Source organism: Nocardia sp. NPDC004415, assembly GCF_053602435.1.
This window is the reverse complement of sequence record NZ_JBSGDP010000029.1, coordinates 44,328-68,945: the sequence shown is the minus strand read 5'-3', so window position 1 is coordinate 68,945 and position 24,618 is coordinate 44,328. Positions and strand designations below refer to the sequence as shown.

The following is a 24,618-nucleotide window of genomic DNA, read 5'->3' as shown; positions in this document are numbered from 1 at the left end:
GGCGACGATGGCCTGGTACATACTGCGGCGCGTGCTCCAGATGATCCCGGTGTTCCTGGGCGCGACGCTGCTGATCTACGCGATGGTGTTCCTGATCCCCGGCGATCCGATCAAGGCGCTGGCCGGGGAGAAGCCCCTCACCCCGGCGGCCGAGGCGGCCCTGCGCGCCCGGTACCACCTCGATCAGCCGTTCATCGTGCAGTACCTGCACTATCTGAAAGGAATTCTCACCCTCGATTTCGGCACCTCGTTCTCGGGCAGGCCGGTGCGCGCCGAACTGGAACGGGCCTTCCCGATCACCATCAAGCTGGCGTTTCTCGCGGTGTTCATCGAGGGCGTGTTCGGCATCGTCTTCGGGCTGATCGCCGGCCTGCGCAAAGGCAAGCTGTTCGATTCGACGATGTTGATCGCGAGTCTGGTGCTGATCGCGCTGCCGGTGTTCGTCGTCGGCTATCTCGCGCAGTTCTTCCTCGGGGTGAAGTGGGGGATCGCGCCGGTGACCGTCAGCGGGAAGGCGAGCCTGGGTGAGCTGCTCGTGCCGGCGTTCGTGCTCGGGTCGCTGTCGTTCGCCTATGTGCTGCGGCTGACCCGGAACTCGGTGGCGGAGAACAAATCCGCCGACTACGTGCGCACCGCGACGGCCAAGGGGCTGGGCCGCAGGCGGGTGGTCACCGTGCACATCCTGCGCAATTCGATGATCCCGGTGGTCACCTTCCTCGGTGCCGATTTCGGCGCGCTGATGGCGGGTGCCATCGTCACCGAGGGCATCTTCAACATCCCCGGCGTCGGCGGCACGCTCTACCAGGCCATCACGCGCGGCGAGCCGCCGACGGTGGTGTCGTTCGTGACGGTGCTGGTGGTGATCTTCCTGGTGATGAACCTGCTCGTCGACCTGCTCTACGCCGCGCTCGACCCGAGGATCCGTTATGCATGAGAGTCAGCGGCATTTCGTGGCCCCGCCCGACGAGGTGGAGGTGCTCGCCACCGACCGGGTCACCGACACCGGCACCCCGACGAGCATCTGGGGCGACGCGTGGCGCCGGTTGCGTCGCAATCCGGTGTTCCTGGTGGCGGTGGTGCTGATCGCGCTGGTGCTGCTGGTCGTGATCTGGCCGTCGCTGTTCACCGGGCAGGACCCGCGCCTGTGCCTGGGTGAATACGGCATGGACACGCCGCGGTCGGGTCATCCGTTCGGATTCGACAAGCAGGGCTGTGACATCTACGCCCGCACGATCTACGGCGCCCGCGCCTCGGTGAGCGTGGGAGTCGGCGCGGCGCTGCTGTTCCTGCTGGTCGGCGGCGTGCTCGGCGCGCTGGCCGGATTCTTCGGCGGCGTACTCGACGCGATCGTCTCGCGCGTGGCCGAGGTCTTCTTCGCCATCCCGATGGTGCTGGCCGCGATCGTGCTGCTGCAACTGCTGCGCCCGGCCACGGTGACGACGGTGATCCTGATCCTGGTCGCCTTCACCTGGCCGCAGGCCGCGCGCATCGCCCGTGGCGCGGTGATCGAGGCCAAGAACAGCGAATACGTCACCGCGGCCGAGGCACTGGGCGTCTCCCGGCTGGGTACGCTGGGCAGGCACGTGCTGCCGAACGCGGCGGGCCCGCTGATCGTGGTGGCGACGCTGTGGCTGGGCGTCTTCATCGTCACCGAGGCGACGCTGTCGTATCTCGGCGTCGGCCTGCCGCCCGAGATCGTGTCCTGGGGCACCGATATCGCCAGGGCCAAGAGCGAGATCCGCACCTCGCCGATCCTGTTCTATCCGGCGACCGCGCTGGCCGTCACCGTCCTGAGCTTCATCATGCTCGGCGACGCGGTGCGCGACGCGCTCGATCCGAAGGAGCGCACCCGATGAGCGAGCCCGAACCGCTGCTCGACATCCGCGACCTCGAGGTCAGCTTCACCACCGACGGCAAGCCGGTGCCCGCCGTGCGCGGGGTGAACCTCACCGTCTTCCCCGGGCAGACCGTGGCGATCGTCGGCGAGTCCGGCTCGGGCAAGTCGACCACCGCGCACGCGATCATCGACCTGCTGCCCGGCACCGGCAAGGTCACCGGCGGCCGGATCAGCTTCGACGGCACCGAGCTCACGACCGCCTCGGCCAAGGAGATCGTCGCGATCCGCGGCAACGGCATCGGGCTCGTCCCGCAGGACCCGATGTCGAACCTGAACCCGGTGTGGAAGATCGGGTTCCAGATCCGGGAGACGCTGGCCGCCAACGGCATCGCCACCGGTGCCGCCGCCCGCGAGCGCGCGATCGAGCTGCTGACCGAGGCGGGCATGCCCGACGCCGAACGCCGGGTCAACCAGTATCCGCACGAGTTCTCCGGCGGGATGCGCCAGCGTGCGCTCATCGCCATCGGCCTGTCGTGCCGCCCCAAACTGCTCATCGCCGACGAGCCCACCTCGGCGCTCGACGTCACCGTGCAACGCCAGATCCTCGACCACCTCGACGGCCTCACCACCGAGCTGGGCACCGCGGTCCTGCTGATCACCCACGACCTCGGGCTCGCGGCGGAACGGGCCGAGCACCTGGTGGTGATGTATCGCGGCCGGGTCGTGGAATCGGGCCCGGCCCAGCAGATCCTGCGCGATCCACAGCACGAGTACACCAGGAAGCTGGTGCGTTCGGCGCCCTCGCTGGCCGCGCAGCGGATGTCGTCGTCGCGACAGCGGGCCCAGGTGCGCGCGCAGGCGGTGGAGGTCGCCGAGCGCGAGGAACTGCCCGACACCGTACTCGACGTGCGCAACCTGACCAAGGCGTTCAAGATCCGGGGCACCCGGCCGTGGCAGTCCACCGATTTCGTCGCCGTGCGGGACGTGAGCTTCACCGTCGAGCGGGGTACGACCACCGCTGTCGTGGGCGAGTCCGGCTCGGGCAAGTCGACGCTGGCGCAGATGGTCCTCGGTCTGCTCGCGCCGACCTCGGGCAGTGTCGCCTTCGACGGACAGCAGGTCGCGACCCTGGACCGCAAGCGCGCCTTCGCCTTCCGTCGCCGCGTCCAGCCGATCTTCCAGAACCCCTACGGCTCGCTCGACCCGATGTACTCGATCTTCCGCACCGTCGAGGAACCGCTGCGGGTACACAAGATCGGCACCGCCGCCGAGCGCGCGGCGACGGTGCGCGACCTGCTCGACAAGGTGTCGCTGCCCGCCTCGGTGCTGCGCCGCTATCCCAACGAGCTCTCCGGCGGGCAGCGTCAGCGGGTCGCGATCGCCCGCGCGCTGGCCCTGTCACCGGAGCTGGTGGTCTGCGACGAGGCGGTCTCGGCCCTCGACGTCCTGGTCCAGGCCCAGATCCTCACCCTGCTCAACGACCTGCAGGCCGAACTCGGTCTGACGTATCTGTTCATCACCCACGACCTGGCCGTCGTCCGGCAGATCGCCGACAACGTGCTGGTCATGCGGGCGGGCGAGGTGGTGGAGGCGGCGACCACCGACCAGGTGTTCGCGGCCCCGGAACAGGACTACACGCGCGCGCTGCTGGAGGCGATTCCGGGCCGGGAGCTGCTCCTCGGCTGACCGTCGCGAAGCCGGGTGGTCACGGGCTGTGGCGCGCGTGGGTGACGCTGCCCGCCGGGTATCCGGACCGCACACCCGGCGTCGAGGCGGTATGCCGGGCCGGAATTCAGCGTGCGGTCGCGGCTCGTCGGCGTAGCGTGGGCGGGGTCCGCGTGGTCGAGTCGCAGGGGTAGGAGACGCCGATGGACCGGATCGATGCCGAACGCCAGGCCGAGCTCGAAGCGCGACGGCGCCGGGCGCACACCCCGGCCGCCAAGCGGCTGGCCGAAACGCTGTGGCCGGACCGCGCCTGGCCGCGGGTGGGCGGGCTGCATGTCCTCGTCGATGGCGCTGTGCTCGAACGGTAGCCTCGTATGCCGTGACTGATCCGCTGCAGCCCCTGGTCGACCTGCCCGGCGTGCGTGACGCCGCCGACAAGGCCCGCGACGCGCTCGCCGCGGTGCACCGGCACCGGTCCAACCGGCGCGGCTGGGCGACCACCGCCGCCGAAGCCGCGGTCCGCGCGGCACGCTCGTCGGCCGCCATCGAGGGCGCGAGCACCGACCTGCCCGCCGACGGCCAGGTCAGCGATCCGGTCCTGGCAGGCGCCCTGCGCGTGGGCCAGGCCCTCGACGGCGACGCGCTGAACAACCTCGTCGGCACCTGGCGCCGCGCCCCGCTCCAGGCCCTGGCCCGCCTGCACCTGCTCGCCGCCGCCGACCTCGTCGACGACCAGCTCGAACTCGGCCGACCGCGCACCACCCCCGGCGTCGCCGAGCGCCTCGACATGCTCGTGCAGACCGTCCAGTCCAGCAAGGCCCCCGCACCGGTGATCGCGGCGGTCGTGCACGGTGAACTGCTGACCCTGCGCCCGTTCGGCACCGCCGACGGCGTGGTCGCGCGCGGCGCGTCCCGGCTGGTCGCGGTGGCCAGCGGCCTCGACCCGCACAGCCTCGGCGTCCCCGAGGTCTTCTGGCTGCGCCGCCGCCAGGCCTATCTCGACGCCGCCGCCGGCTTCGGCATGGGCACCGCCGAGGGAGTGGGCGGCTGGGTGCTGTTCTGCGCGGGCGCGCTGGAAGACGGTGCGCGCGAGGCCAACTCGATCGCCGACGCGGCCGCCGCGAACTGACCCGCACATCGAAGCGGGCGGCGTAACCGATTCCTCGGTCTCGCCGCCCGCTGAGCACGGAACACCCGGTTACCAAGCGTGCTGGGGTGGGTTGTGTTCGGTGGCCTCGGCGATCATCCGAACCCCGCCGGTTCATCCCCGCAACCTGTGCGAGGCGTTCGCCGACGACTGTCCGAATTTCGCAGGCCCACAACTCTGCTGCCCTTGTCGCGGCGCGCTCCGCGTGGGTGCCTGGCGTCCGTGCTGGGAAGGGTGGGATGGGAGGCGAATGCCTTCTCTTCCGGCTCCGTCTTGGCCTTCCGTCCTTCCGTGCCTCCATTCTTACACTGTGACTGCACTCACATCAAGCATTTCTCAGGCATTACCGATTACCGCGATTTTCGGCGTGTCAGACGGCGATCCGTGCTGGAGCGTTGCCATCCCGACGCAGGTCAGCGACGTTTCCGCAGCAACCGGTAGCTGATCGCGCCAGCCACGATCGCGCTCAGCCCGACCGCGGCGGTGGCGGCCACGGTGGTGCCCGACGGCGCCTGGAACCGCGACCACAGCGACACCGGATTCGAGAAGATCAGCACCGGCCAGCCCTGCGCGGCGGCCTCCTTGCGCAGCCCGCGATCGGGATTCACCGCGGTCGGATGACCCACGGCGCTCAGCATCGGCACATCGGTCACCGAATCGGAGTAGGCGTAGCAGCGCGACAGGTCGTAACCCTCACTGGCGGCCAGCTTCTCGATCGCGGCCACCTTCCCCTCGCCGTAGCAGTAGAACTCGATGTCACCGGTGTAGCGGCCGTCCTCGACCACCATCCGGGTGGCCTCGGTGTGCGAGGCGCCGAGCGCTTCGGCGATCGGGTTGACGATCTCCTCGCCGGAGGCCGAGACGATCACCACATCGTGTCCGCGGATCTTGTGATCGGCGATCAAATCGGCAGCCTCGGCGTAGATCACCGGGTCGACGAGCTCGTGAAGTGTCTCCGCCACAATGGATTTCACCTGCTCGACATCCCAGCCCGCGCACATGTTGGCCAGGTTTGCCCGCATCTTTTCCATCTGGTCGTGATCGGCACCGGAGAGCAGGAACAAAAAGTGCGCGTAGCTGCTCTCCAGGACCGCCCGGCGGTTGAGCAGACCCTGGGCGTAGAACGGTTTGCTGAACACGAACGCGCTCGATTTCGCGATCACCGTTTTGTCGAGATCGAAGAACGCCGCGACGCGTCCGCCCGGCACCGGCGCGCGCGCCGCATCGGCGAGACTTGTGTCCGTAGGCGATGTCTGGTCACGATCGTCGGTCACGTCATCAGGATAGGCACGCGCGGCCGGGTCCGCAGGAGGCGCCCTGCACAGCGACTTCACAGGGTTTGCCCCGGGGACGCCGGAGCCGCGAATCGCCTGAAGATGGTGGCGAACGCTACTTGCGCCCGCGGCGGGGGATGGGTGTAGTATTGCTGGCACCTGGACATGGTCCAGGCGCGTTCAGCCCGACCCCCCGGGGCTGAACCCGACGGCCCCAGCCTCCTCCCCCCCGGCTGGGGCCGTCCTCTATTTCCGGCACGGTGTGTGAAAGTTCTCCACACCCCCGAGTTATCCACAATCGCCCCCGGGTGGGTGTTGACAGTTCGCGGTTTCGACCACGCTGAGCTGCATGAACCTCGCCGCACCGCCCCGCAGCCCCGCGCAGGCCGCGCTCGCGCCCGCTCTCGTGCTCGTCGCCGATCCCCGCTTGCGCAACGAAGTCCGTCGCGTGGCGGCCGCGGCCGAACGCGTCACCGACGAACGGGTCATGCCGGTCAGCAGACACGCTTGGTCCGCCGCCGGGTTGGTGATCCTCGATACCGCCGCCGCCACGGCCGCCACCACCGCGGGCTGTCCGCGCAGACCCGGAATCGTGCTGGTCACCGAGGGCGAACCGGCCGTTCCGGACTGGCAGGCCGCCACCGCCGTCGGTGCCGAACGGGTGGTCGCGCTACCCGGCGGCGCGGTGGCACTCGTCGAGCAGTTCGCCGAACACGCCGAACTGCGCACCGGCGAAGGGGTGGTCGTGGCGATCGCCGGTGCGGGTGGCGGCGCGGGCGCGACCACTCTGGCCGCCGCCACGGCCCTGCGCGGTGCGGCGCTCCAGCTGCGGCGCGACACGATCTTGATCGACGGTGCGCCGCTCGCCGGTGGTATCGACCTGGTCCTCGGTATGGAGAACACCGCGGGCCTGCGCTGGCCCGATCTGGTCATCGAGGACGGCCGCGTCTCCGCCGCCGCCCTGCACAGCGCGCTACCCGCGGCGGCTCCTGGCCTGGCGGTGCTCTCGTGCGGGCGGGGCCGTGGCGGGCGGCACGGACCCGCCGGCGAGCGTCCACTCACCGAGCTCGCTCCCGCCGCGGTGCGTGCCGTCATCGAATCCGGCAGGGCCGCAGGCGATCTGGTGATCTGTGACGTGTCCGGCGAACGCGGCTCGGCGGCCGACGCGATGGTCGATGCCGCCGATCTGGTCGTGCTCGTCGTGCCGGCCCGGCTGCGCGCGGTCGCCGCGGCGGAGGTGGTCGCCGGATATCTGGGTGAGCGAAATCCCAACCGGGGCTTGATTGTTCGCGGTCCCGCACCCGGTGGGCTGCGCGGTGCCGAGGTGGCCGAAGTGCTCGGGCTACCGCTGCTGGCGGCGGTGCGCGGCGAGGCGGGCCTGGCCGCCCGGCTCGAACGCGGCGGACTGACAGTGCGCCGCCGTGGCCCGCTGCGCGACGCGGCCGACGCGGTCCTGGCCGTCGCCGGGGCGGAGCGGCGATGACCACCTTCGTCACCGTCGAACTGCTCGAACGCGTCCGCGAACGCCTCGCCGAACACACGGGCGTCCCCGACGCGGCCCAGCTGGCCGCCGCCATCCGCGCCGAAGCAGGCGGCGTCCTCGCCGACACCGACCTGCTGCGCGCCCTGCGCCTGTTGCAGACCGAGATGACCGGCGCCGGGCTGCTCGAACCGCTGCTGCACGATCCCCGCGTGGCCGATGTGCTCGTCACCGGACCCGATTCGGTGTGGATCGATCGAGGTCACGGCCTCGAACACACCGATGTCCGCTTCGCCGACGAAGCGGCCGTCCGCCGCCTGGCCCAGCGTCTCGCCCTGGCCGCCGGCCGCCGCCTCGACGACGCGCAACCCTGGGTCGACGGCAAGCTCGCGGGCACCGAGGCCACCCTCGGCGACGCCTTCGGTGTGCGCCTGCACGCGGTCCTGGCCCCGGTCGCCCACGACGGCACCTGCCTGTCGCTGCGTGTGCTGCGCCCGGCCACCCAGGGCCTGGCGGCACTCGCCGCCGCGGGGTCGGTACCGCCCGCGGCCCACCAGCTGCTGGTCGATATCGTCCGCGCACGGCTGGCCTTCCTGGTCGTCGGCGGCACCGGAGCGGGAAAAACTACGATGCTGTCCGCCTTGCTCGCCGCGGTCGACCCGGCCGAACGCATCATCTGTGTGGAGGACGCCGCCGAACTCGCGCCCGTCCACCCCCACGTCGTACGCCTGGTCGCCCGCACCGCCAATGTCGAAGGCGTCGGCGCCGTCACCGTCCGCGATCTGGTCCGCCAGGCCCTGCGCATGCGCCCCGACCGCATCGTCGTCGGTGAGGTCCGCGGCGCCGAAGTCGTCGACCTGCTCACCGCACTCAACACCGGCCACGACGGCGGCGCGGGAACGGTCCACGCCAACTCGCCACAGGAAGTCCCCGCCCGCCTGGAAGCCCTGGCCGCCCTCGGCGGCATGGACCGCGCCGCCCTGCACAGCCAGTTGGCCGCCGCCGTCCAGGTCGTCCTGCACGTCCACCGGCGAGCCGACGGCACCCGGGTACTCCGCGAAATAGGTGTCCTGGAGCGCGATCCCGACGGCATCCACATCACCCCGGCCTGGCGCTCCGATGACCTCCCGACTCCCGGTTCCGCCGAGCTGCGGCGACTGCTCGAGGTGCGGCTCGGATGAACAGTTGTCGCGTCGGTCGGGCGGCGGTGCCAGCCGCAGCGGCTGTCGGCGTAGGCGGCAGGAGCAGCGTGATTCTGCGTCGAAGGCCGGTGGGACAGAACGTCATCCGCGACCCCAGTGGCCAAGTTTCGACTGCTGAGGCGTCGTAGGGCTCTCGTAGAGGTGAGGAAGGGTGTGGATCGATGGGGACAGGATTGCTCTGCTGTGCGGTGGCGCTGCTCGTCCTGCCGATGGCTGGGGACAAGCGCAGATTAGGCCGGGTGTTCGGGCAGGTTCGTCCGCGTGCGCCGCGACAGGTTCCTGTGGAGTGGTGTGCGGGAATCGCCGTCGGGGCAGCGGCTTTCGTCTTCGGCCTCGGTATCGGGCTGGCGGCCCTCATCGTCGGCGTCACCTTCGCGGTGCGGCGGCGGCGTGGGCTCGGCGAGCGTAATCGCCGCCAGGAATGTGGATATCTGCTGGCCGGGATCGAAGCGGTCATCGGTGAGCTCCGGGTCGGCGCGCACCCCAGCGCGGCCGCGGAGTCCGCTGCGAACGAGTCACGCGGCGAAGCGGCACGCGTCCTGTCCGTCAGCGCGGGCCGCAGCCGCCTCGGCGGTTCCGGGGCCGACGGCTGGATCCACCCGGATTCACCAGTGGCCGAAGAACTTTCCCGCATCGCCAGCGCGTGGCGCGTCGCCGAGCAACACGGCCTCGCCCTCGCCGAACTCCTCGCCGCCGCCAGAACCGACCTCCTCGGCCGCCTCCGCTTCCGCGACCGCACCGAAGCCGCCCTGGCCGGTGCCCGCGCCTCCGCCACCGTCCTCGCGGGCCTCCCCGTCATCGGCATAGCCCTGGGCCAACTGATGGGCGCCGCCCCCCTCACCGTCCTGTTCACCTCCCCCGCCGGCCAACTCCTCCTCCCACTCGGCGCCACCCTGGCCTGCTGTGGATTGCTGTGGACAGACGCCATCACCCGCCGAAGCACCGCATGACGAAAGTCCCGGGCGTCGAGCACTCGGGGGTCGGCATCTGTCGTTGGAGCCGGAGGAGCAGACATGCCGGGTGTGAACAGTTGGGGACCGCTCGAAGGACGGCCGTGACAGATATGCCTGCGGTTCTCACGTGCTGTCGTCGGCCGGATCGCTCGATGGCCGGGTGTGAACAGTTGGGGACCGCTCGAAGGACGGCCGTGACGGACATGCCTGCGGTTCTCACGTGCTGCGGTCGGCCGGATCGCTCGATGGCCGGGTGTGGATGGCGCGTGTCAGCGGTGGCAGGAGGACAGGTCGGTGGGTTGAGACGTGGTGTGGACAGGTGGGGATCGATCGATGGAGTCGGGAGGGAGTGTCGTGGTCGAGCTGGTTGGGGGAGTGTCGCCGGGGGCGTTGGTTGTGGCGGCGATAGCGGTTCTGGTTCTGCCGGGGCGCGTGGCCGTCAGCCGACGGGTGCGGGCGCTGGCGGGGACCGATGTCGGTGTGGTGCGGGAGAGCCAGGGGCCGGGGCGCGCTGATCCGCTGGGGTCGGCTTCGGCGTTCGATCTGCTGGCCGCGTGTCTGCGCTCGGGCTTGCCGATGGCGGCCGCCGCACGGGCCGCCGCGCCGACGGCGCCGCCGGTCTTACGGACCGCGCTGCTGCGGGCTGCGGATCTGCTGGCACTCGGGGCTGATGCCGCGACGGCCTGGGAGCGGGCGGCCGCTGACGCGGCGAGTTCGCCGGGCGCCGACGAAGTCGAGTCGCTGGCCAGGATGGCGCGCCGCTCCGCGCGGTCCGGCGCCTCGCTGGCCGATGCGGTCGGCGAACTCGCCGTCCAGCGGCGCGAGGCGGTCGAGGATGCCGCGGTGGCACGTGCCGAGCGCGCGGGCGTACTGATCGGCGGACCGCTCGGCCTGTGCTTCCTGCCCGCCTTCGTCTGTCTCGGCATCGTCCCGGTGGTGATCGGCCTCGCCGACCGGGTGCTCGGCGACGGAGGCCTGCTGTGACCGGCCTCGACGAGGCCACCGAATCGTCACCCTGCGGATCCGCCGCACGGTGTGGAAGAAGAGGAGAACACGATGACGTTCGTTCGCACCGTATATATAGGGGCGCGCACCAGGCTCACACGCCTGCTGATCGACGACGACGGGATGAGCACCGCAGAGTATGCGATAGGCACGATCGCGGCGGCGGCGTTCGGCGCGGTGCTGTACGGGGTGGTGACCGGCGACAGCATCGTCAACGCCTTGACCCAGATCATCGACAAGGCGCTCAACACCAGCGTGTGACCGGCAGGAACCCGAGCAGACTCGCGGGCGACGCAGGCGCGGTGACGGTGGAAGCCGCCATCGCCCTGGCCGCCCTCGTCTGCGCCGTCACCCTCTGCATCGGTGCCCTGCTCGCGGCGTCCACCCAGGTCCGCTGCCAGGACGCCGCCCGCGAAGCCGCCCGCCTCGCCGCCCGAGGCGACACCGCCCACGCACACGCTGCGGGCAAAACCGTCGCTCCACCCGGCGCGACGATCGACCTCCGCACCGAAGGCGACCGGATTGTCGCCACAGTCTCGGCACAAACACCCCTGCTCCCCGGGCTCCGCCTACACGCGCAGGCAGTCGCCATCACCGAGCCCGGGGTGCGGTGATGGAACCGGCAGTCCGGAGGTCACGGTCCGACCTGTGCGGTGCTGGGCGGGCAGTCCGGCGGTCGCGGTCCGACCCGGGCGGTGATGGGCAGGTAGTCCGGAAATCACGATCCGATCCCTGTGGTGTGGTGACCGGGCGGTCAACCCGGAGGTCACGAATCGACCCGTGCGGTGGTGGGAGTGCTCCCCGGAGGTCGCGAACCGGCCCCTGGGGCGCGGTGACGGGGTGGGTGACTCCGAGATCGCGAACCGACCCTCGCATAGGGCGGTGGACGGCGCGCGGCGCGAGGGTCCGGCGCGCGATGCGGGCAGATCGAGGTGGGGCGACCGCATTCGCGTGCTTCGCCCTGGCGGGGCTGATCGCCGCCACCCTGCTGGTAGGACATGTCGGATCAGTGGTGGCGGCCAGGCACCGGGCGCAGGCAGCCGCCGATCTGGGCGCGCTGGCTGCGGCGGGGAGGCTCGTGGAGGGTGCGGACGCCGGATGCGCGGCGGCGGGGGAGGTCGCCGGACGGATGGGCGCGGCGGTCGGGCGGTGCGCGGTCGAGCAGTGGGATGTGGTGGTGGCGGTGCGGGCGGAGGTGTCGTTCGGGGTGTTCGGTATGCGCACTGTCGCGGCGACGGCCCGCGCCGGTCCGGTGGACGAGAGTGGGTGACACAGAAGTGTTCACACCGGCCGGTGGTAGTTCCGCCCCGGGCTATTCGGTAATTCGCCGAATAGGCCCCGATGCCATTCCATGCGCATTCTTTGATGACACGGCGAAAAAAATGAAAACAATGGTGGTGGTTACTCGCGCGTATCGCCGGGCAATGCGTCAGTTAACAGAAAACCTGTCCTTTTTAATCGCCGACCCGCCCTCCACCGCTGGTCAGCGCAAATTCGGACAGTCGACCAGTAATCGGCGGGCGAGGTGTCGCCGTTGTCACGTCAACACCGCGCGAGCGTCACAGCTCGCAATGGCCCTTCTCGTGGGCTCGCAACTCGCTCAGCACCGCGCTCAACAGGCGACCCGCCGCGTCCTTGTCGAGGGGGTTGTTGCCGTTGCCGCACTTGGGCGACTGCACGCAGGACGGGCAGCCGTCCTGGCAGGCACAACTGCCGATGACGCTGAGCGTGGCCGTCAACCAGGTCTCGAGCTGGGCGAATCCCCGCTCAGCGAAGCCTGCGCCGCCGGGCTGGCCGTCGTAGACGAACACCGTGGGCGCGCCGGTGTCGGGGTGTTCGGCGATGGAGACACCGCCGATGTCCCACCGGTCGCAGCCCGCGACCAGGGGCAACATCCCGATGGCGGCGTGTTCGGCGGCGTGCAGGGCGCCGGGCAGCGCGTCGTCGGTGATGCCCGCCGCGGCGAGCAGGCCCGGCGTCACGGTGTAGAGCACGGCTCTGGTGTGCAGAGTGTGCGCGGGCAGGTCGAGTTCCACTTGGTCGAGCACTTCCCCGGTGACCAGTGTGCGCAGGTACCCGACCACCTGGTTGGTCACCGCGACCTGCGCGGATGCGACGGTGACGCCCCCGTGGACCCGCTGGGCGAGCACCTCCTCGACGCGGATCGAGGTCACCTGACGGGCGCTGGTGGTGAAGCCGGGATCCACCTCGTTGACGAAGGCCACCCCGCCGTCGAGGTCGAGTTCGTCGACCAGATAGGTCTCGCCCTGGTGCAGGTGGACGGCTCCGTCGTGCAGGGTCGCGGGCGCGCGGCCGGCATCGGCGGTCCCGAGCAGCCGCCCGGTCTCGGCGTCGACGATCGCCACCGGCGTGCCGAGCCCACCCCGCACGTCGACGGCGTCGTGCGGATGGCTGTGCGCGGTGACATGCCAGCGCCCTTCCTGCCCGCGAACCCCTGCCCGGCGCCGGATCATTCCCTGTTCGGCCAGGTCAGCCAGCACTTCCGTGGCGCGCAGTTCGGTCACCTCGGTGTCGGTGAGCGGCAGCTCCAGCGCCGCGCACAGCAGTTGCGGGCCGAGCACATACGGGTTGTAGGGGTCGGTGACGGTGGCCTCGATGGGCCGGTCGAGCAGCGCTTCCGGGTGATTCACCAGGTAGGTGTCGAGCGGGTCGTCCGTGGCGACGAGCACCACGAGCGAGCCCTGCAGCCGTCGGCCGGCTCGTCCCGCCTGCTGCCAGAAGGAGGCCACCGTGCCGGGAAAACCGGCGATGACCACGGCGTCGAGCCCGGCGATATCGACGCCGAGCTCGAGCGCGTTGGTGCTCGCCGCGCCGAGCAGCGCGCCCTGCGACAGCGCGTTCTCCAGCTCGCGCCGGTCCTCGGCCAGATAGCCGGCCCGATACGCGGCGACCCGTTCCCGCAGTTCAGGTGCTGTTTCCGCGAGGATTCTCCGTGCGTCCAGAGCGATCAGCTCGGCCCCGCGCCGTGACCGCACGAAGGCGAGCGTGCGCGCGCCCTCGGTCACCAGGCTCGCCATGATCTTGGCTGCCTCGCTGGTCGCGGTGCGCCGGACCGGCGCGCCGTTCTCCCCGGTGATCATCGTGCTCAGCGGCGGCTCCCAGAGCGCGACGGTCCGCGCCCCGCGTGGCGAGGCGTCGTCGGTGACCGCGGTGACGGGTGCGCCGATCAGCCTGCTCGCCGAGGCGGCGGGGTCGGCGCTGGTCGCCGAGCACAGCACGACCACCGGGTCGGCGCCGTAGAAACGGGCGATACGGCGGAGTCTGCGCAACACCATCGCCACGTGCGAGCCGAACACGCCCCGGTAGGCGTGGCATTCGTCGACCACGATGTAGCGAAGATTGCGCAGCACCCGCGCCCAGCGCTGGTGTGAGCGCAGCACGCCGACGTGCAGCATGTCGGGATTGGTGAAGATCCACCGCGCATTGGCCCTGACCCACTGCCTGACCTCGGTCGGAGTGTCGCCGTCGTAGGCGGCCGGATGCACCTCACGCAGGGGATTGTCGTGGATCAGGCCGGTGACGGCCCGCAACTGATCGGCCCCGAGCGCCTTGGTGGGCGACAGGTACAGCGCGGTGGCGCGCGGGTCCGCGTGCAGGGCGGTCAGGACCGGCAGTTGGTAGCCGAGAGATTTCCCGGAGGCCGTTCCGGTGCTCACGACGACGTGGTTTCCGGCGGCCGCGAGCTCGGCGGTGCGGGTCTGGTGTTCCCACGGCAGGTCGATGCCGTTCGCGTTCAGGGCTGTGACCAGCTCCGATGGCGTCCATTCCGGCCACGGTGTGGTGCGGGCGCGCTGTGCGGGGAGCTCGGCGACGTGGGTCAGCGGGTCGGCGCCGGCGACCACGTCTGTCAGGACACGATTCAGCAACGATCGACCGTAGCTTTCGCCTGTTCCGGGCTGCCGAACCCCGGTCCGGTCTGTCGGATTCATCCCTGACCCCTCTCCCGCGACACGGGAAGTGTGAAACGTGTGTGTGCCGAGACCGCGACCTGCGATTTCGTAACCCAATAGCGACCTGGGTCACAGCTGGTTTGCTGGAAGCTCACCCGGTTATCCTGAAGCAAACAGACTGAAAGTACGGATTCACCCAATGTGTCCCTTACCTGCACATTCGCAAGATCAAGAATTTTGCAAATTGTCGGTAACTCGGCTGTTGAATTGCTCAAAGACATGGTTCACTGGGTCTCGGTCGCAAGCTTCTGTGTTCGAGGGACGGATCGAAGGTCCAACCATCAGCAGGATCGATGTTGCGAACGCCGTGCTCAGGATTTCCTTGCAGGGGGACCAACAGTACAGCGGTCGGAACGGGCCCGGTGGACGAACCCAGTTGTCCGCCGTTCCGGTAAGAAAGAGAAGGAACAGAATGGCACAGGGAACTGTGAAGTGGTTCAACGCGGAGAAGGGGTTCGGCTTCATCGCGCCCGAGGACGGCTCCGCTGACGTCTTCGTCCACTACTCGGAGATCCAGGGCACGGGCTTCCGTACCCTCGAAGAGAACCAGAAGGTCGAGTTCGAGGTCGGCCAGGGCACCAAGGGCCCGCAGGCCACCGGCGTTCGCGCGCTCTCCTGAGCTGCGAAACCCATCAACGCCCGTCCCCCACCTCCGTCTTCGGAGGTGGGGGACGAGCCGTTTCCGGGCCCCGATCCGTATGACTTTCGGGTGTCTTCGTAGCCTGGTCGACGCGGCTACCCAGGCGCGCAGGGTATAAACGTCACTGGTGGCGATGTCCGAACGTCGCGCCGTCTGCCCCAGTCGCGCACCGAGCGGACCACCCGACGCGCGGATCTAGAAGGAAGGTGTTCGCCGGTGGCAACACGAGACCGCAGTTCAGCCGACCAGGGGCGTCCCCTGCGTCGTCTCGTGATCGTCGAGTCCCCGACGAAGGCCCGCAAGATCGCGCCCTACCTGGGCCGCAACTACACCGTCGAGGCCTCGGTCGGCCACATCCGCGACCTTCCGCGCGGCGCCGCCGACGTGCCCGCCAAGTACAAGGGCCAGTCCTGGGCCCGCCTCGGTGTCGACGTCGATCACGACTTCGAGCCGATCTACGTGGTCAGCCCGGACAAGAAGGCCAAGGTCTCCGAGCTCAAGAGCCTGCTGGCCGACGCCGACGAGCTCTACCTCGCCACCGACCCCGACCGCGAGGGCGAGGCGATCGCCTGGCACCTGCTCGAGACGCTCAAGCCGAAGGTCCCGGTCCGCCGGATGGTCTTCCACGAGATCACCGAGCCGGCCATCCTCGCCGCCGCCGCCGACACGCGCGAGCTCGACAACGATCTGGTCGACGCGCAGGAGACCCGCCGCATCCTGGACCGCCTCTACGGCTACGAGGTCAGTCCGGTGCTGTGGAAGAAGGTCATGCCCCGGCTCTCGGCCGGTCGCGTGCAGTCGGTGGCCACCCGGGTGATCGTGCGGCGTGAGCGTGAGCGCATGGCGTTCCGGTCCGCCGAGTACTGGGACATCGCCGCCAAGCTCGACGCGGGCCCCGACGAGGCCACCGATTCGACCAATCCGCGCACTTTCGGCGCCCGCCTCGTGCAGGTCCAGGGTGACCGTGTGGCCTCGGGCCGCGATTTCGGTTCCGACGGGCAGCTCAAGTCGGCCTCCGGCGTCGTGGTGCTGGACGAGGCGTACGCGCGCAGGCTGGCCGAGGCGCTCGACGGCGCCGATCTGGTCGTGTCCTCCGCCGAGGCCAAGCCGTACACGCGCAAGCCGTACCCGCCGTTCATGACCTCCACGCTGCAGCAGGAGGCGGGCCGCAAGCTGCGCTTCACCTCCGAGCGCACCATGCGGGTGGCCCAGCGGCTCTACGAAAACGGCTACATCACCTACATGCGTACCGACTCGACCACGCTGTCGGAGTCGGCTATCGCGGCGGCGCGCTCGCAGGCCACCCAGCTCTACGGCGCGGAGTTCGTCTCGCCGTCGCCGCGCCAGTACACCCGCAAGGTCAAGAACGCGCAGGAAGCCCACGAGGCGATCCGCCCGTCCGGTGACACCTTCATGACGCCGGGCCAGCTGGCGTCCAAGGTCGACCAGGACGAGTTCAAGCTCTACGAGCTGATCTGGCAGCGCACCGTCGCCTCGCAGATGGCCGACGCGCGCGGCACGACGCTGACCCTGCGCATCACCGGCACCGCCCGCACCGGCGAGGAGTGTGTGTTCTCCTCCTCGGGCCGCACCATCACCTTCCCCGGGTTCCTGAAGGCCTACGTCGAGAGCGTGGACGAGGAAGCCGGCGGCCAGTCCGACGACGCCGAATCCCGTTTGCCCGCACTGGAAGAGGGCCAGGGCGTCACCGCCGTCGAGCTCACCCCCGACGGCCACAGCACCAACCCGCCCGCCCGCTACACCGAGGCGTCGCTGATCAAGACGCTCGAAGAGCTCGGCATCGGCCGGCCCTCGACGTACTCCTCGATCATCAAGACCATCCTCGACCGCGGGTACGTCTACAAGCGCGGCAGCGCGCTGGTCCCCTCGTGGGTGGCGTTCGCGGTGGTCGGGCTGCTCGAGGCGTATTTCGGCCGGCTGGTCGACTTCGACTTCACCGCCGCGATGGAAGACGACCTCGACGCGATCGCCGGTGGCCGCGAGCAGCGCGGAAACTGGCTGACCAGCTTCTATTTCGGTGGCGACCACGGCGCCGAGGGTTCGGTCGCGCGCTCGGGCGGGCTCAAGAAGATGGTCGGCGAGCAGCTCGACGACATCGACGCCCGCGAAGTGAACTCGATCAAGATGTTCGTCGACGAAGAGGGCCGCGACGTCGTGGTCCGGGTCGGCCGGTTCGGTCCGTACCTCGAGCGGATGGTCGTCAATCCCGATGACCCGCAAGGTGATCCGATCTCGCAGCGGGCCAACCTGCCCGACGATCTGCCGCCCGACGAGCTGACCCCCGAGGTCGCCGAGAAGCTGTTCTCCACGCCGCAGGAAGGCCGTTCACTCGGCGTCGACCCGGTGTCGGGGCACGAAATCGTCGCCAAGGAAGGACGTTTCGGCCCGTACGTCACCGAGGTGCTGCCCGATCCGCCCGCACCCGACCCGGCCGCTGCCCCGGCGAAGAAGACCACCAAGAAGGCCGCCGAGGTCAAGCCGCGCACGGGCTCGCTGTTCAAGTCGATGGACCTGGCCACGATCACCCTCGACGACGCGCTGAAACTGCTGTCGTTGCCGCGCGTGGTCGGCGCCGACCCCACCTCCGGTGAGGAGATCACCGCCCAGAACGGCCGCTACGGCCCGTATCTGAAGAAGGGCACCGACTCCCGCTCGCTGGCGACCGAGGAGCAGCTGTTCACCGTCACCCTGGACGAGGCGCTCAAGCTCTACGCCGAGCCCAAGCGCCGGGGTCGTCAGGCCGCTGCCGCCGCACCGCTGCGTGAGCTGGGCAAGGACTCGGCCACCGACAAGCCGATGGTGATCAAGGACGGCCGGTTCGGTCCGTACGTCACCGACGGCGAGACCAACGCGAGCCTGCGCAAGGGCGACGAGGTCGAGTCGATCACCGACGCGCGCGCCTCCGAGCTGCTGGCCGACCGCCGCGCGCGGGGGCCGGTGAAGAAGGCCGCCAAGAAGACCACCGCGAAGAAGGCGGCCAAGAAGGCGCCCGCGAAGAAGACGGCGGCCAAGTCGACCGCCACCAAGACGGCGACCAAGACCGCTGCCAAGAAGACGGCGGCCAAGAAGACCGCGGCGAAGAAGGCTCCGGCGAAACCCGCCGCTTCGGACGAGGACTGACCAGGGGTGATTCGGCCCGCCGTCCTGTATCCGGCGGGCACGGAGCAGCATCCGCAACCCGGTGCCGCTGTCCATCGTGGCGTCGAGCCTCGGTCGCTGAGACCGGTCGCGGTGGGCCCGTTCGCCGAACCTGTCGTAGCCCGCGACTAGGGTGTCTGGCGTGGCAGGTGTCTTCGATCGACTGGTCGGCCAGGACGTGGTCGAGGCGGAGCTGACCGCTGCCGCGACGGCGGCGCGGGCCGGTGTCGTCACCGGGGCGATGACGCATTCGTGGCTGTTCACCGGCCCACCCGGCTCGGGTCGGTCGGTGGCCGCGCTGTGCTTCGCGGCAGCCTTGCAGTGCACCGATCCCGAGGTGGTCGGGTGCGGGAAGTGCCACGCCTGCACCACGACGATGGCCGGGACGCACGGTGACGTGCGCAGGGTGGTGCCCGAAGGGCTCAGCATCAGCACCAAGGAGATGCGCGAGATCGTGCAGGTCGCCTCGCGGCGGCCGAGCACCGGGCGCTGGCAGGTGGTGGTCGTCGAGGACGCCGACCGGCTCACCGAGGCGGCGGGCAATGTGCTGCTGAAGGTCGTCGAGGAGCCGCCGGATCGCACGGTGTTCCTGCTGTGCGCGCCCTCGGTCGACCCCGAGGACATCTCGGTGACCTTGCGTTCGCGGTGCAGGCACGTCCACCTCGTCACGCCGTCGGTGCCCGCCATCGCGCATGTACTGCGCGAGCGCGATCAGCTCGACGCGAAGACCGCCGAATGGGCTGCCTCGGTCAGCGGCGGCCACGTCGGCCGGGCCCGCCGTCTGGCCACCGATGACGACGCCCGCAAGCGTCGCAAGCGCGCCCTCGCCCTGGTCACCGCCACCGAACGCCCCGGCGCCGCCTACGCCGCCGCCGACGAACTGGTGAAATCGGCCGACGACGAAGCCAAGCAGATGAGTGCCGAGCGCGACGACCGCGAACGCGACGAACTCGCCACCGCCCTCGGCGCGGGCGGCACCGGCAAGGGCGCCGCGTCAGCCACCCGCGGTTCGGCCGGCGTGCTCAAAGACCTCGAACGCCGCCAGAAGTCCCGCGCCACCCGGACCGGCCGCGACGCCCTCGACCGCGCCCTCATCGACGTCGCCGGCATGTACCGCGACGCCCTGGCCATGCGCTTCGCCGGTCGCGGCACCCCCATCACCCTCACCCACCCCGACATGGCCACCGAGATCACCGACCTCGCCACCGCCGTCCGCCCCGAAGGCCTGCTCCGCAGCATCGACGCCGTCCTCGCCTGCCGCGAAGCCCTCGACCTCAACGTCAAACCCCGCTTCGCCGTCGCCGCCATGGTCGCCACCCTCATCTCCGCCCGCACCACCTGACCACCCGTTTTCGCATTCACCCCCTCCCCGCGATAGACTCGCGTCGCCGAAAGGCACGCCGCCTTAGCTCAGTCGGTAGAGCGCTTCACTCGTAATGAAAAGGTCGGGGGTTCGATTCCCCCAGGCGGCTCCAGGTCAGAGGCCCTTTCCGGTTTGCCGGGGAGGGCCTTTCTCGTTTCGGCTCGCCCGGAACCGGCTGATGGATTGGTCCATGCGGCCGGGTGCGAGTTGGGCCGCTTGATCGGCGTGTCGATTCGAGGGGGACGTAGTGATCGACTGTGACTGTTGCGTGGATGAGGACGCGTGGACGTCCATGGGGGATCCAGGTTTCGGCACGTGGGTTCGGCTGGGGAATCGGGTCGATCCTTGGGACGATGGATCGGTTCAGGTTTGTGTCGAGGTCGGCGGGCCCGGGCTGCGCGCGGCCCTGCATCGAGTGACGTTGGCTGTGATGGGCGAGTGTGATCTGGTCCCGTTCTTCGATGGTTTGTGCGCCGACTTCGCCGGCTGGGACGGCGTTCGGGAATGGTCGAGCGTGGACCGGGATCTGCGGATCGAGGCGGTTTTCGGGTCCGGGGGTCATATCGGGTTGACCTGGACCGTCCGGCCGTGGCGGCATGCGGACGGGAATTGGTCGGCGTCCACGACGGTGGTGGTCGAGGTGGGGGAGCAGATGGTGCGGTGGGTCGGGGAGCTCGCCGTATCGTTGCGGGGTGGACTCAGCTGATGTGCGACTTCTTCGGGATGGCGATCTCGAGACCCGGGAGGAGAACCTGCGGGTTCTGCTCGAGCGGGCGGGTGCGGGGGACGGGTCGGCGAAGGAAACGCTGCGGGTGCTCGTTCGTGACTATCCGGCCTACCATCGGGCGCTCTACAGCCGGGCGTTGAATCGGGCGGCGGTGTTCGGGGACGCGTCGTTGGCGCCGTCGCTGCTCGACGCGCTCGCCGACACTCGGTACAACTGCCAGGCGTGGGCCGCGATGGGATGTGCGGCGCTGGGGGTGCGGGCGGCGGTTCCCGGGTTGGTGGCGATGTTGGAGCATCCGCAACAGATCGCGCGGGAGCAGGCGGTGATCGCGTTGGGGGAGTTGGGGGACGAGTCGGTGGTTGCGTCGGTGGCGCCGCTGCTGCGGGATTCGGATACCTGGATGCGGGAGCGGGCTGCCGAGGCGCTCGGGCTGATCGGTGGGGAGGCGGCGTTGGCCGCGCTGTGGGAGGAGTTCGAGAACCGGCGGTACTTCCGGATCGGCTACATCGCCAGTGCGCTGGCCAGGTTCGCGCCGGACATCATCCCCCGGTTGTGCGCGGCGGCGCGCAGCGATGATCCGGACCAGCGGTATTGGGCGGCGGTCGCGCTCGGGTCGACCGGGGACGATCGCGCGGTGCCGACCCTGGAGCGGCTGATGGCCGAGGACAGAGGGTCGACGGTGTTCGACGGGATGGTGAGTGTGGCCGCGAAGAAGGGGCTGCGCACACTGCGGCGGATCCAGGCCGCCATCGCGGCGCGCGAATCCTGACTCTGCTCCGTACAGGCGTAACACGCTGTGGGAGAACAGGAGTCGGGATCGCGGTCTATCCGAGGGTGGAGCGGAACAGGTCGACAGCGAATTCTGTGGCGGGAGTGATGAGTTCGGGGTCGTCGTAGAAGTCGATCTGGCCGGTTGACTCGAGCCAGAGTTCGGACTTCGGCGTGGCCACGTTCGCGAAGAACTTGCGGGCCAGCATCGGGGCCAAGGCGTGTTCGGAGTGGATCATCGCGAAGGGGACGGTGAGGCGGGGCGCGGCGGACTGGGCATCGAAAAGGCTGGTGTAGGCCAGGGATTGGACGGCGAAGGCGTTGGTGTAGTTGGCTACGGCGCCGCGTCGGGTGCCGTAGTACTCGTAGGCTTCGGTCAGGGGCACGGCCACGTCGCCGTTGTCGGGGGACACGGCGAGGATGGTCGCGGCGGTACCGGTGTCGTTCCAGTGGCTCTCGGCGGTGCGGCCGCGGGCGAGAGCGTAGGCGTCGGCGGGGAACTGGGTGGTGTCGGAGTAATAGCCCGCGACGGCGGTGAAGGCGCGTAGGCGGGGGTCGTCGGCGACGGCTCTGGCCATGTAGCCCGCGCCCGCGCAGATGCCGAGGGCGAGGACGGGCAGGGCGCGGGCATAGGCGCCGGTGGCCTGTTCCTTGACCGAGGTCAGTGGGAGGTGATTACGGGGTGAGGGTCGCGCGCAGGATGTCGTCGATTTCTTCCGGGGGTGTTTCCAGCATCGCGAGGTGGCCCGCGGTGGGAAGGCCGAGGTAGGGGATGCCGAGGCGGTGGGCGAGTTCGCGGCCCGCTTTCGCGGAGAGCACTCTGTTGCGTTCGCCCCAGATCATCTGGACATTGATGTCGGCGAACACATCCGGTGACATCCGGTCGATGCGCTCGAACGGCACGGCCACGGCGGCGGCGATGCCCGCCATGGGCAGGATGCGCCCCTTGTCGGTCCACAGGTCTCGTAACCGCTCCCTGGTCCCCGCGTTCGACGTCGCGACCCGGCCGGTGCCGGTTTGGGCCCACACGATCGCGTCGGCGATCGGCTTCGGCAATGTGAGCGCGCGAAGCAGGCGGTGGGGGAAGACATTTCGTGCCGCCAGCCGGGCGAGCACGCCCAGCGGGGTCGGTGCGAGGGTGGCGGCGGTGGCGGGGTTGAACAGGACCATCGACCCGACGGTCGACGGGTTGCGCTCGGCGAACAGCAGCGAGACGGCGCTGCCCACGCAGTTGCCGACCAGATCGATGCGCTCGGCACCGATCTCGGCGACGAGGCCCTCGAGGATCTCGACGAGGCGGTCGATGCTCGGCTCGGTCGTCAGCGGGGAGTCGCCGTAGCCGGGGAAGTCCAGGGCGTACGCGGTGAAACGGTCGTCGAGTCCGGCGATCGCCGGTTCCCAGATGAGCCGACTCGAACCCAGGTTGTGGAGGAAGATGACCACCCGCGAACCGGAGCCGCGCTGGGCGTAGTGGATCGACTCGCCGCCGTACTCGAACACCGCCATGTGCCGAAGAGTCACCTTTTCAAGCCTAACGGAAAAGGCCCCCGACATGGTCGAGGGCCCTTCACGGGGTGCTCCTGAGCGAATCGCCGTTGACCGGCTCAGGAGACCTGACTCGGGTCAGCGGGCGGCGACGTTGCGGCGGGTGGCCCGAGAGTTCGTGGCGGAGAGCAGGATCTGGCGGAGGACGGCGTCGAAGGCGGCGGTGTCTTCGATATTGCCGAGGTGGCCGTGCGGGAGGATGTGGAAATCCGCGAGGTGGCCGGTGCGGCGCAGGGTGTCGATGAGGGGGCGCGAGAGGCGCTGGGGGAGCAGGCGGTCCTGGGCGCCGGCGATCACCGTGGTGGGGACGTTGAGGTTGGCGGTGCCCTCGGACAGGTCCATGTCGGCCATGGCGGCGGCGTGGCGGCCGCGGGCCAGCGGGCGACAGGAACGGATGATGCCGATCGCGAAGTCGACCTCGTCGGCGGTGGCCTCGGGGGTGACGATGCGGTAGCGGAAGACCTGTTCGGTGAGCCAGCCCGCGGGGATCGGCAGCGGCGCGAACAGCAGCGACTCGCTGATCGGCTGCGGCATGCGCACGGGCGCGCCGAGCACGGTGACCGGGTACTCGCCGAAGGTGAGCTGCTTGTTCAGCACCGGCAGCATGTCGGTTTCCCAGCGGATGTCGGCATTGGCGGTGTTGGCCAGCAGCACGGCGGCGGCCCGCTCGGCGACCTGCTCGGGGTGGTGCTTGGCCCAGGCCTGGATGGTGAGGCCGCCCATGCTGTGACCGACGAGGACTGCGCGCTCGTCGGGGCGCAGGGTGGCGTCCAGGACGGCGGTGAGGTCGTCGGCGAGGGTGTGCTCGCTGGGGGCGACGGTGCCCAGGGTCGAATCGCCGTGGCCGCGCTGGTCGTAGCTGACCACGCGGTATTCGCCGGCGAAGGCGCTGATCTGCGGGTTCCAGTACTCGATGCTGCACGCCCAGCCGTGGATCAGGACCAGGGTGGGGGCGGTCTCGGGGCCGTAGACGTGAACCCGCAGGTTCGCGCCGTCGGCGGTGGTGACCGGAACGACCTCGTGCGCGACGGTGGGGGCGTTGAGCCTCTCCGTCGCGAAGCTGCGGTTACGCAGCGCGGCACGGTACTGGGCGGTCAGGGCGCCGGTCTCTACGTGCGAGACCAGGTTTCGCGCTGCCGCGAGCGTCTTCATCGACTTCGCAAGCATGTCGGCACTCCTTTGTGTCGTAGGCCACCGTACAGTGCAAGCACGCGCGCTAGCTAGTGTTAGCGGGTCACAGTGTCCCATTTGTTGTCGACTGGGTCACAGCGGGCGAAGACACTGTGAAATCGCACGAAAACACCGGAAAGTTACGGCGTGGCGGGAACTGTCACGACGGTGGCGTGCTGGCGGTGCGCAACGGCCGCCGCTACCGTGTTCAGGGTGGACATCTCGCACGTCACCGCAGGTTTTTCCGGCGCAGGTCAGGGGCCTGCCCCGCGCCCGCTGTGGCGTCGGCTGGCTCCGCCGCTGCTCGCCGCCGGGGCGGGGATCGCCACGCTCGTGGTGCTGCACGTGCGCGACCCGCACGTGGAGGGTTCCTACGGGCTGTGCCCGGTCTACGCGCTGACCGGGGTGTATTGCCCGGGCTGCGGCGGCATGCGCTCGATCCACAATCTGACCGACGGCCGGGTCGTCGACGCGTTGCAGAGCAATCTGCTGGCGGTGGCGCTGGTGGTCGCGTTCGCGGTGTTCGTCGTCGACTGGCTGATCCGGGCCCGGCGCGGTCTGGGGTGGCGGCTACCGCGCCTGAGCGCGGTGACGGTCTGGACGTTCTTCGGCCTGCTCGCGGTCTACTCCGTGTTGCGCAACACGCCGTGGGGGACTTGGCTCGCCCCGGTCTGATACTGGAAACCGCGCCGTCGGCCAGGCACTGTGGAGA

At 69.8% G+C, this 24,618-nt stretch carries 23 protein-coding genes and 1 tRNA gene; 19 read left to right on the top strand and 5 right to left on the bottom strand.

Annotated elements, in window-relative coordinates; translation table 11 throughout:
- Positions 1-7: 7 nt before the first annotated feature.
- The 5 genes from ACWEMY_RS16070 (at position 8) to ACWEMY_RS16050 (ending at position 4,631) form a co-directional block, all read left to right on the top strand.
- Positions 8-934: an ABC transporter permease gene (locus tag ACWEMY_RS16070; protein ID WP_452390625.1), complete on the top strand. Its 927-nt coding sequence runs from the start codon at positions 8-10 to the stop codon at positions 932-934.
- Positions 927-1,856: an ABC transporter permease gene (locus ACWEMY_RS16065; RefSeq protein ID WP_452390624.1), complete on the top strand. Its 930-nt coding sequence runs from the start codon at positions 927-929 to the stop codon at positions 1,854-1,856. The genes ACWEMY_RS16070 and ACWEMY_RS16065 overlap by 8 nt, the downstream gene beginning before the upstream one ends.
- Positions 1,853-3,523, top strand: coding sequence for a dipeptide ABC transporter ATP-binding protein (locus tag ACWEMY_RS16060; RefSeq protein ID WP_452390623.1), 1,671 nt, complete (start codon positions 1,853-1,855; stop codon positions 3,521-3,523). The genes ACWEMY_RS16065 and ACWEMY_RS16060 overlap by 4 nt, the downstream gene beginning before the upstream one ends.
- A 182-nt stretch (positions 3,524-3,705) precedes the next feature.
- Entirely contained in the window at positions 3,706-3,870 is a 165-nt protein-coding gene (locus tag ACWEMY_RS16055) for a hypothetical protein (RefSeq protein ID WP_375932919.1), read from the top strand.
- A gap of 11 nt (positions 3,871-3,881) precedes the next feature.
- Positions 3,882-4,631, top strand: a complete 750-nt coding sequence (locus ACWEMY_RS16050) for a Fic family protein (protein WP_375932922.1) — start codon at positions 3,882-3,884, stop codon at positions 4,629-4,631.
- 431 nt (positions 4,632-5,062) lie between these two features.
- On the opposite strand, the gene ACWEMY_RS16045 is transcribed toward ACWEMY_RS16050, so the two are convergent.
- Positions 5,063-5,857 (bottom strand): HAD-IB family hydrolase, encoded by a 795-nt coding sequence (locus ACWEMY_RS16045; protein ID WP_452390633.1) that lies wholly within the window; start codon positions 5,855-5,857, stop codon positions 5,063-5,065.
- 415 nt (positions 5,858-6,272) lie between these two features.
- Between ACWEMY_RS16045 and ssd the strand changes: the two genes are divergently transcribed.
- From ssd to ACWEMY_RS16010, 7 genes are all read left to right on the top strand, one after another.
- Entirely contained in the window at positions 6,273-7,406 is a 1,134-nt protein-coding gene (gene ssd / locus ACWEMY_RS16040) for a septum site-determining protein Ssd (protein WP_452390622.1), read from the top strand.
- On the top strand, positions 7,403-8,584 hold the full coding sequence (locus ACWEMY_RS16035; protein ID WP_452390621.1) for a TadA family conjugal transfer-associated ATPase: 1,182 nt from the start codon (positions 7,403-7,405) through the stop codon (positions 8,582-8,584). Before ssd ends, ACWEMY_RS16035 begins: the two co-directional genes overlap by 4 nt.
- A gap of 209 nt (positions 8,585-8,793) precedes the next feature.
- On the top strand, positions 8,794-9,555 hold the full coding sequence (locus tag ACWEMY_RS16030) for a type II secretion system F family protein (RefSeq protein WP_452390620.1): 762 nt from the start codon (positions 8,794-8,796) through the stop codon (positions 9,553-9,555).
- A 336-nt stretch (positions 9,556-9,891) separates the two neighbouring features.
- The gene (locus ACWEMY_RS16025) at positions 9,892-10,542 is read left to right on the top strand and encodes a type II secretion system F family protein (RefSeq protein WP_452390619.1); all 651 of its coding nucleotides are present in this window, start codon (positions 9,892-9,894) and stop codon (positions 10,540-10,542) included.
- Positions 10,543-10,614: 72 nt separating this feature from the next.
- Positions 10,615-10,824, top strand: a complete 210-nt coding sequence (locus ACWEMY_RS16020) for a DUF4244 domain-containing protein (RefSeq protein WP_375932937.1) — start codon at positions 10,615-10,617, stop codon at positions 10,822-10,824.
- Positions 10,821-11,177, top strand: coding sequence for a TadE family type IV pilus minor pilin (locus ACWEMY_RS16015; RefSeq protein WP_452390618.1), 357 nt, complete (start codon positions 10,821-10,823; stop codon positions 11,175-11,177). Before ACWEMY_RS16020 ends, ACWEMY_RS16015 begins: the two co-directional genes overlap by 4 nt.
- 302 nt (positions 11,178-11,479) lie before the next feature.
- The gene (locus ACWEMY_RS16010; protein WP_452390617.1) at positions 11,480-11,833 is read left to right on the top strand and encodes an Rv3654c family TadE-like protein; all 354 of its coding nucleotides are present in this window, start codon (positions 11,480-11,482) and stop codon (positions 11,831-11,833) included.
- A 289-nt stretch (positions 11,834-12,122) separates the two neighbouring features.
- On the opposite strand, the gene ACWEMY_RS16005 is transcribed toward ACWEMY_RS16010, so the two are convergent.
- Positions 12,123-14,513 carry a DEAD/DEAH box helicase gene (locus tag ACWEMY_RS16005; protein WP_452390616.1) on the bottom strand — a complete coding sequence of 797 codons (2,391 nt, stop codon included), beginning with the start codon at positions 14,511-14,513 and terminating at the stop codon, positions 12,123-12,125.
- Positions 14,514-14,946: 433 nt separating this feature from the next.
- Between ACWEMY_RS16005 and ACWEMY_RS16000 the strand changes: the two genes are divergently transcribed.
- The 6 genes from ACWEMY_RS16000 to ACWEMY_RS15975 all read left to right on the top strand — a co-directional run bounded on the left by ACWEMY_RS16000 (position 14,947) and on the right by ACWEMY_RS15975 (position 21,192).
- Positions 14,947-15,153: a cold-shock protein gene (locus ACWEMY_RS16000; protein ID WP_019044597.1), complete on the top strand. Its 207-nt coding sequence runs from the start codon at positions 14,947-14,949 to the stop codon at positions 15,151-15,153.
- Positions 15,154-15,390: 237 nt separating this feature from the next.
- On the top strand, positions 15,391-18,315 hold the full coding sequence (gene topA, locus ACWEMY_RS15995) for a type I DNA topoisomerase (protein ID WP_452390615.1): 2,925 nt from the start codon (positions 15,391-15,393) through the stop codon (positions 18,313-18,315).
- A gap of 160 nt (positions 18,316-18,475) precedes the next feature.
- A complete protein-coding gene (locus ACWEMY_RS15990; protein ID WP_452390614.1) occupies positions 18,476-19,675 on the top strand; it encodes a DNA polymerase III subunit delta' in 1,200 nt (399 codons plus the stop codon).
- Positions 19,676-19,732: 57 nt separating this feature from the next.
- Positions 19,733-19,808, top strand: a tRNA-Thr gene (locus ACWEMY_RS15985).
- A 156-nt stretch (positions 19,809-19,964) separates the two neighbouring features.
- On the top strand, positions 19,965-20,402 hold the full coding sequence (locus ACWEMY_RS15980) for a DUF6228 family protein (RefSeq protein WP_452390613.1): 438 nt from the start codon (positions 19,965-19,967) through the stop codon (positions 20,400-20,402).
- Entirely contained in the window at positions 20,389-21,192 is an 804-nt protein-coding gene (locus ACWEMY_RS15975) for a HEAT repeat domain-containing protein (RefSeq protein ID WP_452390612.1), read from the top strand. The genes ACWEMY_RS15980 and ACWEMY_RS15975 overlap by 14 nt, the downstream gene beginning before the upstream one ends.
- A gap of 55 nt (positions 21,193-21,247) precedes the next feature.
- On the opposite strand, the gene ACWEMY_RS15970 is transcribed toward ACWEMY_RS15975, so the two are convergent.
- From ACWEMY_RS15970 to ACWEMY_RS15960, 3 genes are all read right to left on the bottom strand, one after another.
- Complete coding sequence (locus tag ACWEMY_RS15970) at positions 21,248-21,769, bottom strand: hypothetical protein (RefSeq protein ID WP_452390611.1); 522 nt, start codon at positions 21,767-21,769, stop codon at positions 21,248-21,250.
- Between the two features lie 97 nt (positions 21,770-21,866).
- Positions 21,867-22,712 (bottom strand): alpha/beta fold hydrolase, encoded by an 846-nt coding sequence (locus tag ACWEMY_RS15965; protein WP_452390610.1) that lies wholly within the window; start codon positions 22,710-22,712, stop codon positions 21,867-21,869.
- A gap of 102 nt (positions 22,713-22,814) precedes the next feature.
- Positions 22,815-23,903 carry an alpha/beta fold hydrolase gene (locus ACWEMY_RS15960; protein WP_452390609.1) on the bottom strand — a complete coding sequence of 363 codons (1,089 nt, stop codon included), beginning with the start codon at positions 23,901-23,903 and terminating at the stop codon, positions 22,815-22,817.
- A 216-nt stretch (positions 23,904-24,119) separates the two neighbouring features.
- Here ACWEMY_RS15960 and ACWEMY_RS15955 point away from each other — a divergent pair, with 216 nt between their 5' ends.
- The gene (locus ACWEMY_RS15955; RefSeq protein WP_452390608.1) at positions 24,120-24,581 is read left to right on the top strand and encodes a DUF2752 domain-containing protein; all 462 of its coding nucleotides are present in this window, start codon (positions 24,120-24,122) and stop codon (positions 24,579-24,581) included.
- The last annotated feature ends 37 nt before the right edge of the window (positions 24,582-24,618 follow it).